Raw genomic sequence first — 15,120 nt, forward strand, 5'->3', positions numbered from 1 at the left:
CGGCGCCGTATGGGGGCCGTTGGTTACGGCCGAGTCATCCCCAACACGTCCAGCGCCGTGTCGAGTTCGGCCTCGGTGAGGCGGCCGGCCTCGATGTGGCCGCGTTCGATGACCACCTGGCGGATCGTCTTGCGTTCGGCCAGCGACTGCTTGGCGATCTTCGCTGCCTCCTCGTAGCCCAGGAAGCGGTTCAGCGGCGTGACCACCGACGGGGAGGACTCGGCGTATTCGCGCATCCGCTCGACGTCGGCCTCGATGCCGGCCACCGTACGATCCGCCAGCACCCGCGTGACATTGGCCAGGAGGCGGATCGATTCGAGCAGGTTGCGGGCGATCACCGGCAACATCACGTTGAGTTCGAAGTTGCCCGCCGCGCCGCCGAAGGCCACCGCCGCGTCGTTGCCGATCACCTGCGCGACGACTTGGCCGACCGCCTCCGGGATCACCGGGTTGACCTTGCCCGGCATGATCGAGCTGCCCGGCTGCAGGTCCGGCAGCCGGATCTCGGCCAGACCCGTGCGCGGCCCCGAGCCCATCCAGCGCAGGTCGTTGACGATCTTGTTCAGGCCGACCGCGACGGTGCGCAATTGGCCGGACAACTCGACCAGTCCGTCCCGCGCGCCCTGCGCCTCGAAGTGGTCGCGCGCCTCGACGAACGGCAGCCCGGTGGCCGCCGCGATCTCCGCGATCACCCGGGCCGAGAAGCCGGGCGGGGTGTTGATCCCGGTGCCCACCGCGGTGCCGCCCAGCGGCAGTTCGACCACGCGCGGCAGCGTCGCGTGCAGTCGTTCCACGCCGTAGCGCACCTGCGCCGCGTAGCCGCCGAACTCCTGCCCCAGGGTCACGGGCGTGGCGTCCATCAGGTGGGTGCGGCCGGACTTGACCACGTCGGCGAACTCGGTCGCCTTCGACTCCAGGGAGGAGGCGAGGTGGTCGAGCGAGGGGATCAGCCGGTGGGTGACCGCGAGCGCCGCCGCGATGTGGATCGAGGAGGGGAAGACGTCGTTGGACGACTGGGACGCGTTGACGTGGTCGTTGGGATGTACGTCCCGGCCCAGTCGCTCCGTCGCCAACGTGGCCAGGACCTCGTTCATGTTCATGTTCGACGAGGTGCCGGACCCGGTCTGGAACACGTCCACTGGGAACTGGTCCGCCCAGCGGCCCCCGACCACCTCGACCGCGGCCTGCTCGATCGCCTCCGCCGTCTCCTTGTCCAGCACGCCCAGTTCGGCGTTCACCCGGGCCGCCGCGCCCTTGATCCGGGCCAGGGCCTCCACGTGCGCCGGCTCCAGGTGCTGCCCGGAGATCGGGAAGTTCGCCACCGCGCGCTGGGTCTGCGCCCGCCACTTGGCGGCGGCCGGCACCCGGACCTCGCCCATCGAGTCGTGCTCGACGCGGAACTCGCCGGACGGGTCCGCCCCCGGACCGGCGGTGGGCTCCGCGGTGGGCTCCGCGCTCGCTGCTGCCTCGGACATCGCTGTGGCCTCCTAGAAAGCGTTCCCTGGCGACAACGGCTTCTCGGCCCGGCCTGTTCCTGCGGGCCGGCGCCGGGCGGTCGGGGCTGGGCCGGACGATCGGGGGCGGCCCGGGCGCTGGGGAGTGGTCCCGGGCGGTCCCGAACCGGCTACCCGATCAGCAACACGTGCAGCGTCCGCGGCCCGTGCACCCCCGCCACCCGCTCCAGTTCGATGTCACTGGTCGCCGACGGGCCGGAGATCCAGGTCTGCGGGCGGCGCGGGTCGAGCCGGGCCACCGCCTCCGGCACGGTGCCCACGACCTGATCGGCGCGCACCACGCACAGGTGGTAGTCCGGCAGCAGCGTGAGCACCCGGCGGCCCTGGTCGAGGCCGGTGTCCAGGACGATCGTGCCGGTCTCGGCGACGGCGAGCGCGCACCCGGTGACCACCGCGTCGATCGCGCCGATCTCGTCCCGGCTCAGCTCGGGCGTGTCCACCACCAGCTCCGCGCCGAGCCGACTCAGCCAGGCCAGCTTGTTCCCGCGCGGCACCACCAGTCGGGTGACCCCGGCCTGGCGCAGCAGGTCGCTCGCGCCGAGCAGCAGGTCCCGGGTGTCGTGTACGCGCAGCACGGTCGCGTCGTAGTCGGCCAGCCGCGCGGCGAACCGGGCGACCGGGTCGAGGCCCGCCGGGCGCTCGCGCCGATACGTCCGGCGTACCGGGGGCGGCTTGGGCCGGTCGTCGAGGGCGGCGCGGAGCCGGTCCAGGACCACCGTCCGCGCCTCGCGGTCCGCCTCGTGGCGCTCCACCGTCACAGCTCCCGACCCCCTTCGGTGCGCTTGTACCAGGACCGGAACGACTCCGCCGGGGGCGCCGGCGCGTCCCGGTCGGCGAACCACGCGCCGACCGGCCCGGAGATGCGCTTCGGCAGCGGGACCCGACCGATCACGCCGTGGCGCACGAAGTGCGCGCCGACCCCGGCCACATGTTGGGCGAAGCCGATCCGCCACGGCTTCTCGAAGGTCCACCGCAGCGTCTTCATCCCGGCGTCCTCGGCCCGGTCGTGCGGCCCGCGCCCGCCGTCCACAACCTGTGCACGAAGATGCACCAGCACCTCGGGGATGTCGATCCGCACCGGGCACGCGTCGAAGCACGCCCCGCACAGCGTCGACGCGAACGGCAACGACGCGGTCTGCGCGTCCACCGGATGCCGGGCGATGCCGCGCAGTTGCGGCGTCAGGATCGCGCCGATCGGCCCGGGGTACACCGACCCGTACGCATGGCCGCCGGTGCGCTCGTACACCGGGCACACGTTCAGACAGGCCGCGCACCGGATACAGCGCAGCGCCTGGCGGCCCACCGGGTCGGACAACACGTCGGAGCGGCCGTTGTCGAGCAGGATCAGATGGAACTCCTGCGGCCCGTCCCCGGGGGTGACCCCCGTCCACGTCGACGTGTAGGGGTTCATCCGCTCCCCGGTGGCGCTGCGCGGGAGCAGTTGCAGGAACACCTCCAGGTCGCCCCACGTGGGCAACAGCTTCTCCACGCCCAGGACGGTGATCAGCGTCTCGGGCAGGGTCAGACACATGCGCCCGTTGCCCTCCGACTCGACCACGCACACCGTGCCGGTGTCGGCGATGGCGAAGTTGGCGCCGGAGACCGCGACCTTCGCGCGCAGGAACTTCTGCCGCAGGTGCAGCCGCGCGGCGGCGGCGAGCGCGGCCGGCTCGTCGCTGAGCCGTTCGGGCGCCGGCCGGCCCACGCGGCCCATCTCGCGGATGAAGATCTCCCGGATCTCCGCGCGGTTGCGGTGGATCGCGGGTACCACGATGTGCGACGGCAGGTCGTCGCCGAGCTGCACGATCAGCTGCGCGAGGTCGGTCTCCCACGCGTGGATCCCGGCCGCGGCCAGCGCGTTGTTCAGCTCGATCTCCTCGGTGGCCATGGACTTGACCTTGACCACCTCGTCCACGCCCTTGGCCCGGGCGATGTCGACCACGATCGAGTTCGCCTCGGCCGCGTCCCGGGCCCAGTGCACCACGCCCCCGGCCGCGCGCACCGCCGCCTCCAGGTGTTCCAGGAGGCCGGGCAGCCGGGCCAGCACGTCGTCCTTGATCGCCTCGCCGGCCCGGCGCAGCAGCTCCCAGTCGGGCAGCTCCGCGACCACCGAGTCGCGCTTGGCCCGGATGGTGTGCGTGGCGGCGCGCAGATTGGCCCGCTGGACGGGGTTCGCCAGCTCGGCCTCGGCCGCCTCGGGGAAGGGCGGCATGCCGACGAAGGTGGGTTCCCTGTGTACCGCCGCGGTCATCGTGTCGCCTCCGGTCCCGGGGCATGCCCGACGACGAGGCCCGACGCGTCGGGCAGGCCCGGCCGGTACACGGGTACGTCCGGCAGCGCGTCGGTGCGGGCCAGGATGTCCGCCAGGTGCAGTACCCGGATGCCCGCGTGTTGTCGGGAGATCAGTCCGCCGATGTGGGTCAGGCACGAGTTGTCCCCGGCGCACAACACCTGCGCACCGGACTCCAGCACGGCGGTCACCTTGTCGCCGCCCATCGCCACCGACGTCGGCGCGTTCTTGACCGCGAACGTGCCGCCGAAGCCGCAACATTCGTCGGCACGCGGCAGGTCGACCAGGGTCAGCCCGCGCACCGCGCGCAGCAGCCGGGTCGGCCGATCGCCCACCCGCAACATGCGCAGCGAGTGGCAGGTGGGGTGGTAGGCGACGCTGTGCGGGAAGTAGGCGCCCACGTCGGTCACCCCGAGCACGTCGACCAGGAACTCGCTGAGTTCGTACACCTTCGGCGCGACCCGCGCGACGGCCTCCGGAAGCGTGCCACCGGCCGAGCGGGCCACCGTGGCGTGATACTCGCGCACCATCGCGGTGCACGACCCGGACGGCACGATCACCGCGTCGTAGCCCTCGAACGCCTCGACGAAGGACCGGACCAGCGGTACGGCGTCGCGCCGGTAGCCGGAGTTGAAGTGCATCTGGCCGCAGCACACCTGGCCGTACGGGAACTCCACCTCGTGTCCGAGGCGCCGCAGTACCCGGACCACGGACGCGCCGGTCTGCGGGAAGAGCGTGTCGTTGAAGCACGTGATGAAAAGGGCAAGACGCACGATTTACCTCCGCGATCGACTGTACGGACGTCCCGTGGCGCACGCCCGGCCAGACCCGCCGGGCGCGTCCGGTCGTGTGACGGGGGGGGCGCGGCGGGGCGTCGGGATCGGGGCCGGTCTCCGACCTGCGTGGTTGCCACGTAGGGTCTGCGCATGAGCCTCCGGACGGCATTCGGCCGCCCCTTCGCCGCCGTGCGCACGCGACTGACCACGCGTCGGTCACGGGTCGTGGCCGGTGTCCTCGCCCTCGTGGTGGTCGTGATCGCGGTCCTCGGGGTCGGCGTGCTCGTCGGGGACGACGCCGCGACGCCGGTACGCGCCACCGAACAGCGTGTGGATGTGGCCGCGGGGCCGGGCGATCCGGCCCGGATCGGCATCGACACCACGCTGTTCGTACCGCCCGGCGTGCGGGGACCCGCGCCCGCGGTGCTGCTCGCGCACGGATTCGGCGGCAGCAAGGCCGAGTTGCGCCGGGACGCGGAGGCGCTGGCCCGTTCGGGGTATGTGGTGCTGACCTATTCGGCGCGCGGCTTCGGCGGCTCGGCGGGGCAGATCATGCTGGACCAGCCCGACTACGAGGTGGCCGACGCGCGGGCGCTGATCGACTGGCTGGCCGCGCGGCCCGAGGTGCGCCTGGACGGTCCCGGCGATCCGCGCGTGGGCGTGGCGGGTGCCTCGTACGGCGGCGCGCTCTCGCTGCTGACCGCCGCCTACGACCCGCGCGTGGACGCCATCGCACCGCAGATCACCTGGCACGACTTCGCCGACGCGCTGCTGCCGAACGCGGCGGGCGGCGGGCCGGCCGAGGGTGTGTTCAAGAAGATGTGGGCCGGGTTGTTCTTCTCCTCCGGGACCAGTCCGCTGGGCGGCCTCGCGCCGATAGACGCGAAGACCGGATGCGGTCGGTTCGACGACCGGGTCTGCGCGATCTACCGCGAGGTGGCGGTGTCGGGCAAGTCCACGCCGCAGGCGGTCGACCTGCTGCGGCGGGCCAGTCCGGTCTCGGTGGCGGACCGGATCGCGGTGCCGACGCTGCTGATCCAGGGTCAGAACGACTCGCTGTTCCCGCTCGACCAGGCGGACCGCAACGCGGCGGCGATCGCCCGCAACGGCGCGCCGGTGGAGATGGTGTGGACGGCGGGCGGGCACGACGGCGGGCGGCCGCAGAGCGCGATGGTGCGCGACCGGGTCACGGGGTGGTTCGACCGGTGGCTCAAGCCGAGCGGGCCCGCGCCCAAGGCGGGTGCGCCGGCCGCCGCCGGGTCGTTCCGGGTGACCCGCTCCGGCGGGGTGGACAGTGCGACCCGGGAGCAGCGGCTGCGGATCGCCGGCACCGACCACTACCCGGGCCTGGACGGGACCCGGCAGCGTGAGGTGACGCTCGCGGGGCCGGAGCAGACCGTGACCAATCCGCCGGGGGGCGCGCCGACGTCGGTGTCCGGGCTGCCAGGGCTCGGCCTGTTGGCCGGCTCGGGTGGGCCGGCCGCGCTGGCCGCCGGTGCGGGCGATCTCGGTGGGATCGCCTTCGACCTCCCCGGGCAGAGCGCGTTCTTCCAGAGCGACCGGATCGATCGCAGTGTGCACATCACCGGTTCGCCGACCGCGCGGGTGCGGGTCTCGGGCGCCGACGACATCGTGTTGTTCGCGAAGTTGTACGACATCGCGCCGGGTGGGGCGAGCGTGCTGCCGCATCAGTTGGCCGCGCCGATCCGGGTGAGCGGGGCGCAGGGCGGGCGGGACGTGGAGATCCGGCTGCCGGCGATCGACCGCGAGGTGGACTCGGGTCACCGGCTGCGGCTCGTGTTGACCGCGACCGACCTGGGCTTCGCGTCGCCGAACACGCCCGCGAGCTACCGGGTCGCGCTCGCCGGGCCGCTGACGCTGCCGTCGGTGCCGGGGTTGCACGTGGGCTCGACCGGCTACCCCTGGTGGACGTGGGGCCTGCCGCTGATCGCGGTCGTGGCCGCGGCGGCCCTGCTGCTCACCGGGCGGCGCCGGGCGGCGGCGACCGCGCCGGATCCGGACCTGGCCGACGTCCCGTTGCAGATCCGCGGCCTGACCAAGCGGTACAAGGGCGGCAAGCTCGCCGTCGACGACCTGTCCTTCGGGGTCGAGGCGGGCCAGGTGCTCGGTCTGCTCGGCCCCAACGGCGCGGGCAAGACCACCACGCTGCGGATGTTGATGGGCCTGATCCTGCCGGACGACGGCGAGATAAGGATCTTCGGCCGGGTGGTCGGGCCCGGCGCGCCGGTGTTGTCCCGGCTCGGCTCGTTCGTCGAGGGCCCGGGTTTCCTGCCGCACCTGTCCGGGCGGGAGAACCTGTCGCTGTACTGGCGCGCCACCGGCCGGCCGCACGAGGACGCGCACTTCGACGAGGCGCTGGAGATCGCCGGGCTCGGCGAGGCGCTGGACCGGAACGTACGCACCTACTCGCAGGGCATGCGCCAGCGGCTGGCCATCGCCCAGGCCATGCTCGGCCTGCCGGACCTGCTGGTGTTGGACGAGCCGACCAACGGGCTCGACCCGCCGCAGATCCGGGCGATGCGCGACGTGCTGATCGGCTACGCGGCCACCGGCCGCACCGTGGTGGTCTCCAGCCACCTGCTGGCCGAGGTCGAACAGACCTGTACGCACGTCGTGGTGATGCACCGGGGCCGGCTGATCGCCTCCGGTCCGGTCGGCGAGATCGTCGGCAACGGCAACACGCTGGTGATCGGAACACCCGTACCGGACCTGGCGATCGCGACCCTGAAGGACCTGCCGGGCGTCGGCTCGGTGGAGCCCGAGGAGGGCGGCGTACTCGTGCACCTGGCGGGCGCGCGGACCTCCGCCCTGGTGGCCGAACTCGTCGGCGCCGGCGTCGCGGTGGACCGGGTGACCGCGCGCCGCCGGTTGGAAGACGCGTTCCTGACGCTGATTGGGGAGTCCTGATGACCCGTACGCTCCCCGAGTTGCCGACCGAGGAGGGCGCGCACCCGATCCCGGGCGCGGCCCACGCGCACGGCTATCGCCCCCGGCACACCCTGCCGATCTGGGTCGAGACGGTGCGCCAATTCCGGCGCCGGCGCACGCTGTTCATGATCGGGCTGCTGCTCGCGCTGCCGTGGATCCTGGTCGCCGCGTTCAAGATCGGCGGTGATCCGTCGGCGGACTCGGTGCCGACGCTGGTGGACGTGGCGACCAGGAGCGCGCTGAACTTCACCGCGTTCACCCTGTTCGTCTCGACCGGGTTCCTGCTGGTGGTGGCGGTCGCGCTGTTCTGCGGCGACACCGTTGCCAGTGAGGCGAGTTGGTCCTCGCTGCGGTATCTGCTGGCCGCTCCGGTGCCGCGTGCCCGGTTGTTGCGGGTCAAGCTCGTGGTGGCGCTCGGCTACAGCGTGCTGGCCTTGGTGTTGCTCCCGCTGATGGCGATGATCGCGGGCGCGATCGCCTTCGGATGGGGGCCGTTGGACCTGCCGGTGGGGGCGTCGCTGCCCACGGGCGAGGCGCTGGGGCGGATGTCGGTGGTGGTCGCGTACGGCGTGGTGGCGCAACTGGTGGTGATGGGCATCGCGTTCTGGCTGTCCACGGTCACCGACGCCCCGCTGGGCGCGGTGGGCGGCGCGGTCGGCCTGGTGGTGGTCTCCAACATCGTGGACGCGGTGACGGCGCTCGGGTCGTGGCGGGACTACCTGCCCACGCACTGGCAGTTCGCGTGGGTCGACGTCCTCCAGACCGACCCGCAGTGGGACGGCATGATCAAGGGCTCGGCGGTGTCGGTCTCGTACGCGGTGGTCTTCCTGGCCCTGGCGTTCCGCCACTTCGGCCGCAAGGACATCGTGTCGTGAGCGCCGACGAGGCTCCGGTGGTCACGGGTGCCGAGCCGGGGTCGTTCGCGCGGTCGGTGCTCGCGGAGCGGCATCCGGCGCTGCTGGGGCGGGTGTCGGCGGCATTTCCGTGGCCGCCGGAGCGCCGGCGGGCGCTGGACGACCTGCTCGGCGAGGTCTCCGGCGGGGTGATCGCTCCGCTGCCGGCGGATGCGCCCGATGCCGGTGGGTGGGGCGCCCATGTGGGGCGTTCGTGGTTCGAGGTGCCGTTCTTGTGGGCGGAGAGCTACTTCTACCGTCGGCTGCTCGCGGCCACCGGCTATTTCGAGCCCGGTCCGTGGCGGGGGGTCGACCCCTTCGGGCCGTTCAAGCGGGACGAGTTGCGCGGCGCGGTGGTGGACGAGGAGTTGGCGGCGCTCGACGCGGTCGGGGCATCGTCGGGTGAGGCGCTCCTGCGGGGCGCGCTGTGGGGCAATCGGGCGGACCTGGGCTTTCGGATGTCCGCGTCGGGGGGCGACCCGGCGGCTTCGCACCTGGTCGCGGACGACAGCGCCCGGCTGTGGTCGCGGCTCCCGGTCGGCGGCGCGGCCGAGGTGCACCTGATCGCGGACAACGCCGGGCGCGAATTGATCCCGGATCTGGTCCTGCTCGACCACCTGTTGCACGCGGGCCGGGCCGCGCGGGCCGTGCTCCACCTCAAGCCGTACCCGTACTTCGTCTCGGACGCCGTCACGGCCGACTTCCTGGCCGCGCTGGACCGGCTGCGTGCCGCGCCGGGGCGGGCCGCCGCCGTCGGCGCCCGGCTGTGGTCGGCGTTGTCCGCGGGCCGGCTGGGGGTGGGCGCCCACCCGTTCTTCTGCGCCCCCTCGCCGTATGAGGCGATGCCCGACGACCTGCGCCGGGACCTGTCGACGGCGACGCTGACGATCCTCAAGGGCGACCTCAACTACCGCCGTCTGGTGGGCGACCACCACTGGCCCCCCACCACCGCCTTCACCGACCGCGTCACCCACTTCCCGAGCCCGGTGGCCGCGCTGCGCACCCTCAAGTCCGACGTGGTGATCGGCCTCACCACGCCGACCCTGACCACCCTCGAAGCAGGCACGACCCCTTGGCGCACCACCGGCACCCACGCCCTGATCCAGGTGAGCACGTAGGACCCCATGGACCGCGTTCGCCGACCCCGGCCCGATCAGCCGTACGCCGCAGTCCACTTCCCACGGGTGAAATGGCAGACGCCGTCGGGGGTGATGTGCACGCGGCTGCCGTAGAGCGGCAGCTCTCCCTCGGCATTCAGGCGGTGTCGGATGCGCTCCAACGTGGTCCACAGCCGGCGCGGGCCGCCCTGGTGCACCGTGGGTGGGTCGATCCACGTCGCCGAGGCGCGCGCCCAGGAGCCGTCGACGTGCACGAGCCAGGCCGTGCGCTGCTCGCCTCGCTCCTCGTAATGGGCCTCGACGCCCGGCACGGCGAGTTCGAGCATGGAGCGCAACGCCCACGCCTCGGTGACGTCGAGCACCGGGTAACGCCCCTGCGTGACCTGCTCGCCCTCACGGTCACGGACATCCGCGAAAAGCTTGCCCGCCCCGGGCTCGTAGTCGGCGCCGGTGCGAGTGCCCATGAACCCGGCGCGGTCCCACTCGACCACCCCCCGCGCCGTACCGTCGGCGTCTTTGTCGGCCGTGACGATCACTTGCATGCGCCGGAGGGTCGTCACGAGACGGCCTCCGGGACGCAGCGCGGCAAGCGGGCCGGCCAGGTTGCCCAAGGCGACCATGGACACGATGCGGTCGAAGTCCCCGGGCAGCGGCCCCGTCGCATCGCAGGTGATCACACGGGGCGCCGAGCCGATCGAGGCGAGCCGCGCCTTGGCCGCCTCGGTCAGGTAGGGGTCGACGTCGAAGGACGTCACGCGCGCGTCGCCGAGCCTGTGCGCCGCGAGGGCGGTACTGGCCCCCGTCCCCGTGCCGATCAACGCGAGATCGGCCCCGTCGTAGAGCAACCCATGCCGCAACATCCGCACGACCAGCCCCGGCATCGTGCTCGACGAGGTGGGCACCCCGGTCGCCCGTTCCCCGAGGCACGCGTCATCGGCATGCCTCGGCCCGACCCGCGTAACAAGAGACGTATTCGAGTAGGCCACACGCAGCCACGCCTCCTCATCGACCTGTCCGTCGCGCAGTCGCCAGGTATGGTCTTTTGTCCGTTCCCACCATGTGGGTACAAAGAGGTGCCTTGGGGTGTACGTGAGTGCGGACCGCCAACGGGACGTAGGTGGGGTCACTTCGACCGCGAGTCGTTCGGCGTAGGGCTTCCAGTCCATGAGCAGCCTCACTCGTCGTACTTCGGGTCGCACGCATTCCGTTCCGCGGGCGAGCAGTCACCGCCGTCCGACGCGGGCTTGCAATCAGGGTCACACGGGTCGTCGCCCGCACGAGCCGGAATAACGCACATTGCCTCGGCCCACGCCGCGCCACCCAAGATCGTGCGCAAGTCACCGGTGTGGACATTCCCCGTCGTCAACCATCGCGACATGACGCAGGGCGTCACCTCGCCGGAGGGCAGCACGGCCGCTTGTCCATGTCCGCAACGTCCGCACAGCTCCGTTGGATCCTTGCTGCCTGTAGGCAGCGTGGCGCGCCCGATGCGTCGAGTCCGGTCCACGCGGATTCTCGTGACTCCGAGCGTCTCGAGTTCCCGGCGCGCCGCGACCACACGCTGACCATCGAGCACCCGTACGATGCCGACACGTAGTGGGATACCGCGTCGTACGGCCTCGACGAGGTTCGCTCGAGTGCGTTCGTAACTGCCCGGACGGGTGGTGATGCGGTCGTGCTCCGCAGCGCAGTCGCTGTAGTAATTGGTCGCCAGTTTCACGCCGTTGCGGGTAAGAGTGCCCCACCAACTGCTTTTGACGTGGAACAAGTTGCTGTAGACCTCGACTTCCAGCTCAAGGCTCAATGCATGGTCGACCAATTCGATCCAGGCCGGGTGGGCGGTCGGCTCGCCGCCGATCAGTTGTACCTCTCGTGCCCCCAAGGCCGCCGCATCCGCGATCACGCGCTGCCAGTCGCAGACCGTCATCGCGCCGTGAGTACCCTGCGGACCCGACTCCGCGAAGCAGTGCGTGCACGCGAGCTGGCATGACCCTGTGATCTCCAGCGCGATGGCAGTAAGCGGCGTTGCCGTACCCACGGCCGGACTCTCCACGGTGACTGTCATGGGTGACATGCCCTCCAATGAGATAGGCCTGGTACCGACTACTTCGCCGTCAGCCCGTTGCGAGCGGGCACCGCTTCGGTTGCCGCGCGCCTACAGGCGCCGTCGCGTATTCGGATGCGTTGACCGACTCTCCGCGATCGACACATGCTTACGGAAAGTCTGCATTTATGGACACCATGTCACAAGCGGGCTTCTGTGGTCCGCGAGTTGCATCAAGCCGATCCGCGACCTTGAGCAGGAATGACGAAGGGCCCCCGGCGGGTGGGCCCTTCGTGCGGAGCGGGCTTCTTGACGGCGTCCACGAGCGAAGCCCAGGCGCCGGGCGAGAACAGGTGGGCCGGCCCGACCGGAATCCTGGAGTTCCGCACGCCCACGTGCCGGTCGATGAGCACGCTCTCGACGCAGGACTTCTCTGCGCCGCCGCTGTGGGCGGACTTCCGCCAGCCGACTGCGATGACACCGGCGTTTGCCATGGACATCTCAGTTTCTCGATTCCCTCACCGGGCTCGGACGGAATACACACCATCCCTGCACCAGCATGGCGCCCACAGGAGGCCGCCAGAAGGCCGAGCGGTTCGGACGGCGAACACTTCCCCCACCGGTCGGCAGGAGCGATTCGGGTTACCTGGTGGCCGATAGGAAGGCGGTCCAAGCCGTGGCGGTGATCGTGATGTGACCGCGTTCACGACTCTTGGTGTCCCGGACCCCGGCGGCTGCGAAAGCCAGTGGCGCGACCTCTACGCAGTCGCTGCTGGCGGAACCTCCCGAGTGGGTGGACGTACGCCATGTCGCCGTTGACTGTTGAGCGTTCACAGATCTTCCAACCTCGTAGCGATGTATTTTCTCGTGTCCTCGGGTGACAACGCGCTGTTTCGCAGGTGGTCCAAGAGGCGCCGGAACCGGCGGACGTCGAGGTCCGAGTCCTTCGCTTCCATTCCGGCTTCATACTCGGTGTACACAACGCTCGGGTCGATACCTTCGGGGAAATCGAACAGGACGATTCCGCTGGTCACAACCGCGCGCCGAGCACTGAACGGAATTACCCCAATCTCGACGTTCGGCCGATCCATGACAGCGATCAGGTGTCGCAGCTGTTCGCGCAGGACGTCGGGGCCGCCGAGTTGCGCGTGCAACAGCCCCGCCCCGACCGTGGCCACCACCTCGACACGTTCGTCGTCGAGGATTTTCTGACGCCGGACACGAAGTTCGACGAGAGCATCGGCGACATCCGGGTCGGGTACGTAGGGTCCGGCGTCGAACACCGAACGGGCATACTCGCGCGATTGCAGGAGGCCCGGGAGAACACCCCCAGCCACCGTGTGAATCCTGGCCGCCTGGGACTCCAGCGCGACGAACTCTTCGAGCGTGGGCGTCATCACGTGGTTGTAGGCCTGCCACCACCTGAAGCTGTTCGTCTCCTCCAACCATCCCTCGACACGCCGGACTTCCCCTTCGTCGGCACCGTACAAGTGGCAGATCTTCAGCAGGTCGTGGCGCGTGAGCGAAACCTTCGCCGACTCGATACGGATCAGTTTGGTCCGGCTCCATTCGAGGCGCTGCACGACCTGATCCACCGTCAAGGTGGCCTCGGTACGCAGCCGTCGCAACTCGATGCCGAGCCGACGTCGTGCATGACTCGGCTGGACAGCCATGGTTACCCCCAGGTCCTGGTTTGCGCCGGCATTGTCCCTCACGACATGGCTGCCAGCGCAGCCTTTCACGATCTCTCCGGCCATCGAGTGAACTCGCGAGATCCAGTGGCGCGCACTAGTGCGCGCCATCTATCGTCACGAACGGCAGCCACCTACGCACCACAGGGCATATCGCCCAAATTCCCGGTCGGCTGTACCTCCTCCCGTTTGGAGCGACGTATGGCCTCATCGGCGGCGGTTCCCGGACTTTCGGATGCCCTGCTCGACTCGGATATCGAACTCGGATCCGATGCGACGTTGATCGCTTGCCTGACCAGGCAAATCGATGGCGAGTTGGTGCGGGAGATCGTGGATGCCGTCGTGGGCTTCGTCGGAGGCGACAACGACACCGCTTTCAAGCTTCGGTTGTGTCTCGTCGAACTGCACGGAAACGCGGTCCGACACGCCGGCGGGGTGACTCGGGTGCGGGTCTGGTGGCTGCGGATCGTGGATCAACTATTCGTTGCAGTCGGGGACAAGTGTTCGGCGCCGCCTCTGCGTTGCGCCGATCCCTCCCTCGACGCCGAAGGCGGACGCGGGCTGTTGCTCGTGGAAGCGCACTCTTCGACCAACGGATTCGCGCTCCACGCAACCGGCAAAGACGTCTGGTTCGCGCTCACGATCGCGCGTCGCTACGAGGGTGATTGCGCTTTGCATCCATCAGACACGGGGCGGCCGTAGGCGGCGCTGGTCACTTCGACAGCCGTTCAACGCCGTGTGCGCCCTGAGGGAAGGAAGCGAATCCACGATGACAGAAGATCGCGGTGAGGTTCGCGGCAGGTGGGCCGATGGCCGGGCACTTGAGCGGGTGCCGGATGAGGTTATGCGGTTGCCGATTCCGAAGGCGGATGGGAGTGAGGCCAAGTCACCTGAGAGGCAGAGGGCTTGGCGGGTGTTCGGGTCCTCGGGCGCCTTCGTGCGGCTTGGTTCGTCCGTGCCACTCGATCGGGGGCCAAGGCGGCTTGTGGTGGTGGCTCGGGAGGTGGGACCGGGTCGACGGGCGGCCGGGTGGGTCACCGGGGAGGAGGCCAACCGGGCCGCCGGGTTTGTCGAGCGGTACCGGGGTGCCTGGTGTCGGGATGGGCGGAGCGGGCGGGAAGGAGGGCTCGTGGAGGTGAGTGGACGCCGGGTGTATCTGCGTGAGGCGGATGGGGGCGAGTTCACATGTCGGCTGCCGGCGTTGGTGGTGCTGCGGCTGCCGCCGCCTCGGTTGTACCGGCGGGTTCGGACGCGGGCGGGTGATTGATGCGCGGTGTTGGCCGTCAGCGGCGGGTGAAGGTGGTGATTGTGACGTCGTTGGGGAAGGTGGTGCGGGTGGTTGATGTGAAGGGAGTCGGGGTGAACTTTCCGTTGAATGCCGGGATTCCGGATCCGGCGACCACGGGTCGATTTCCGGCAGCAGGGTGCCGGCGAGGAGGCCGCCGCCGCAGAGCCAGATGTCCAGGCAGTCCTGCTGCTTGAGGTCGCGGACCCCGGCGAGCGGGTCGTCCTCGACCACAGTGACCGCCGGGTCGGGGGTCGAGGTGAGGGTGCTGGACACGACGTACTGGCGCAGGTGGGCGTAGGGGCTGGGGAAGCCTGCTCGCAGGCCGGGGCCGTAGGTGCCGAGCCCCATCAGGACGGTGTCGAAGTGCCGGTTGAGGGTGTCCGCCAGGCCGTGGGCGGCGCGTATGAAGGTCGGGACCGTCTCGGGGTAGCGGGCATTGACCCACCCGGCATAGACGGCGGCCTGCCGGGAGTCCGATGACGAATTGCGGGTGGTGGAGGGCTGATTTGGCGGCTTCGGGAGCGGGGCGGTGGCGGCGGCCATGGGGTGGCGCCCGT

At 70.6% G+C, this 15,120-nt stretch carries 13 protein-coding genes; 4 read left to right on the forward strand and 9 right to left on the reverse strand.

The window, feature by feature from the left end:
* Positions 1–23: 23 nt before the first annotated feature.
* The 4 genes from ACH4XV_RS27645 to ACH4XV_RS27660 form a co-directional block, all read right to left on the reverse strand.
* Positions 24–1,475, reverse strand: coding sequence for a class II fumarate hydratase (locus tag ACH4XV_RS27645; RefSeq protein ID WP_395794290.1), 1,452 nt, complete (start codon positions 1,473–1,475; stop codon positions 24–26).
* A gap of 149 nt (positions 1,476–1,624) precedes the next feature.
* The gene (locus tag ACH4XV_RS27650; protein ID WP_395794292.1) at positions 1,625–2,272 is read right to left on the reverse strand and encodes a lactate utilization protein C; all 648 of its coding nucleotides are present in this window, start codon (positions 2,270–2,272) and stop codon (positions 1,625–1,627) included.
* The gene (locus tag ACH4XV_RS27655; RefSeq protein ID WP_395794294.1) at positions 2,269–3,765 is read right to left on the reverse strand and encodes a lactate utilization protein B; all 1,497 of its coding nucleotides are present in this window, start codon (positions 3,763–3,765) and stop codon (positions 2,269–2,271) included. Before ACH4XV_RS27655 ends, ACH4XV_RS27650 begins: the two co-directional genes overlap by 4 nt.
* Positions 3,762–4,577 (reverse strand): (Fe-S)-binding protein, encoded by an 816-nt coding sequence (locus ACH4XV_RS27660; protein WP_395794296.1) that lies wholly within the window; start codon positions 4,575–4,577, stop codon positions 3,762–3,764. The genes ACH4XV_RS27655 and ACH4XV_RS27660 overlap by 4 nt, the downstream gene beginning before the upstream one ends.
* A gap of 153 nt (positions 4,578–4,730) precedes the next feature.
* Here ACH4XV_RS27660 and ACH4XV_RS27665 point away from each other — a divergent pair, with 153 nt between their 5' ends.
* The 3 genes from ACH4XV_RS27665 to ACH4XV_RS27675 are packed head-to-tail and all read left to right on the forward strand — an operon-like array spanning position 4,731 to position 9,540.
* On the forward strand, positions 4,731–7,508 hold the full coding sequence (locus ACH4XV_RS27665) for a CocE/NonD family hydrolase (protein ID WP_395794298.1): 2,778 nt from the start codon (positions 4,731–4,733) through the stop codon (positions 7,506–7,508).
* Complete coding sequence (locus ACH4XV_RS27670; RefSeq protein WP_395794300.1) at positions 7,508–8,404, forward strand: ABC transporter permease; 897 nt, start codon at positions 7,508–7,510, stop codon at positions 8,402–8,404. The genes ACH4XV_RS27665 and ACH4XV_RS27670 overlap by 1 nt, the downstream gene beginning before the upstream one ends.
* A complete protein-coding gene (locus ACH4XV_RS27675; protein ID WP_395794302.1) occupies positions 8,401–9,540 on the forward strand; it encodes a damage-control phosphatase ARMT1 family protein in 1,140 nt (379 codons plus the stop codon). The genes ACH4XV_RS27670 and ACH4XV_RS27675 overlap by 4 nt, the downstream gene beginning before the upstream one ends.
* A gap of 35 nt (positions 9,541–9,575) precedes the next feature.
* Here the strand turns inward: ACH4XV_RS27675 and ACH4XV_RS27680 are convergent, their stop codons facing one another.
* From ACH4XV_RS27680 to ACH4XV_RS27700, 5 genes are all read right to left on the reverse strand, one after another.
* Positions 9,576–10,442 (reverse strand): methyltransferase domain-containing protein, encoded by an 867-nt coding sequence (locus ACH4XV_RS27680; protein WP_395794304.1) that lies wholly within the window; start codon positions 10,440–10,442, stop codon positions 9,576–9,578.
* Between the two features lie 272 nt (positions 10,443–10,714).
* Entirely contained in the window at positions 10,715–11,605 is an 891-nt protein-coding gene (locus tag ACH4XV_RS27685) for a radical SAM protein (RefSeq protein WP_395794306.1), read from the reverse strand.
* A gap of 212 nt (positions 11,606–11,817) precedes the next feature.
* Complete coding sequence (locus ACH4XV_RS27690) at positions 11,818–12,078, reverse strand: DUF397 domain-containing protein (protein ID WP_395794308.1); 261 nt, start codon at positions 12,076–12,078, stop codon at positions 11,818–11,820.
* 148 nt (positions 12,079–12,226) lie between these two features.
* Positions 12,227–12,418 carry a DUF397 domain-containing protein gene (locus tag ACH4XV_RS27695; RefSeq protein WP_395794310.1) on the reverse strand — a complete coding sequence of 64 codons (192 nt, stop codon included), beginning with the start codon at positions 12,416–12,418 and terminating at the stop codon, positions 12,227–12,229.
* Positions 12,415–13,341 carry a helix-turn-helix domain-containing protein gene (locus ACH4XV_RS27700; RefSeq protein ID WP_395794312.1) on the reverse strand — a complete coding sequence of 309 codons (927 nt, stop codon included), beginning with the start codon at positions 13,339–13,341 and terminating at the stop codon, positions 12,415–12,417. Before ACH4XV_RS27700 ends, ACH4XV_RS27695 begins: the two co-directional genes overlap by 4 nt.
* Before the next feature lie 135 nt (positions 13,342–13,476).
* Between ACH4XV_RS27700 and ACH4XV_RS27705 the strand changes: the two genes are divergently transcribed.
* Positions 13,477–13,977: an ATP-binding protein gene (locus tag ACH4XV_RS27705; protein WP_395794314.1), complete on the forward strand. Its 501-nt coding sequence runs from the start codon at positions 13,477–13,479 to the stop codon at positions 13,975–13,977.
* Positions 13,978–15,120 lie beyond the last annotated feature (1,143 nt).

The organism is Embleya sp. NPDC020630 (assembly GCF_044334985.1).
Lineage (GTDB): Bacteria > Actinomycetota > Actinomycetes > Streptomycetales > Streptomycetaceae > Embleya.

What these genes read in the sequence shown, in the direction of transcription:
- ACH4XV_RS27645 (WP_395794290.1), bottom strand. Translation starts at nt 1,475, where the DNA reads ATGTCCGAGGCAGCAGCGAGCGCGGAGCCCACCGCGGAGCCCACCGCC.
- ACH4XV_RS27655 (WP_395794294.1), bottom strand. Translation starts at nt 3,765, where the DNA reads ATGACCGCGGCGGTACACAGGGAACCCACCTTCGTCGGCATGCCGCCC.
- ACH4XV_RS27665 (WP_395794298.1), top strand. Translation starts at nt 4,731, where the DNA reads ATGAGCCTCCGGACGGCATTCGGCCGCCCCTTCGCCGCCGTGCGCACG.
- ACH4XV_RS27670 (WP_395794300.1), top strand. Translation starts at nt 7,508, where the DNA reads ATGACCCGTACGCTCCCCGAGTTGCCGACCGAGGAGGGCGCGCACCCG.
- ACH4XV_RS27685 (WP_395794306.1), bottom strand. Translation starts at nt 11,605, where the DNA reads ATGACAGTCACCGTGGAGAGTCCGGCCGTGGGTACGGCAACGCCGCTT.
- ACH4XV_RS27690 (WP_395794308.1), bottom strand. Translation starts at nt 12,078, where the DNA reads ATGGCAAACGCCGGTGTCATCGCAGTCGGCTGGCGGAAGTCCGCCCAC.
- ACH4XV_RS27700 (WP_395794312.1), bottom strand. Translation starts at nt 13,341, where the DNA reads ATGGCCGGAGAGATCGTGAAAGGCTGCGCTGGCAGCCATGTCGTGAGG.
- ACH4XV_RS27705 (WP_395794314.1), top strand. Translation starts at nt 13,477, where the DNA reads ATGGCCTCATCGGCGGCGGTTCCCGGACTTTCGGATGCCCTGCTCGAC.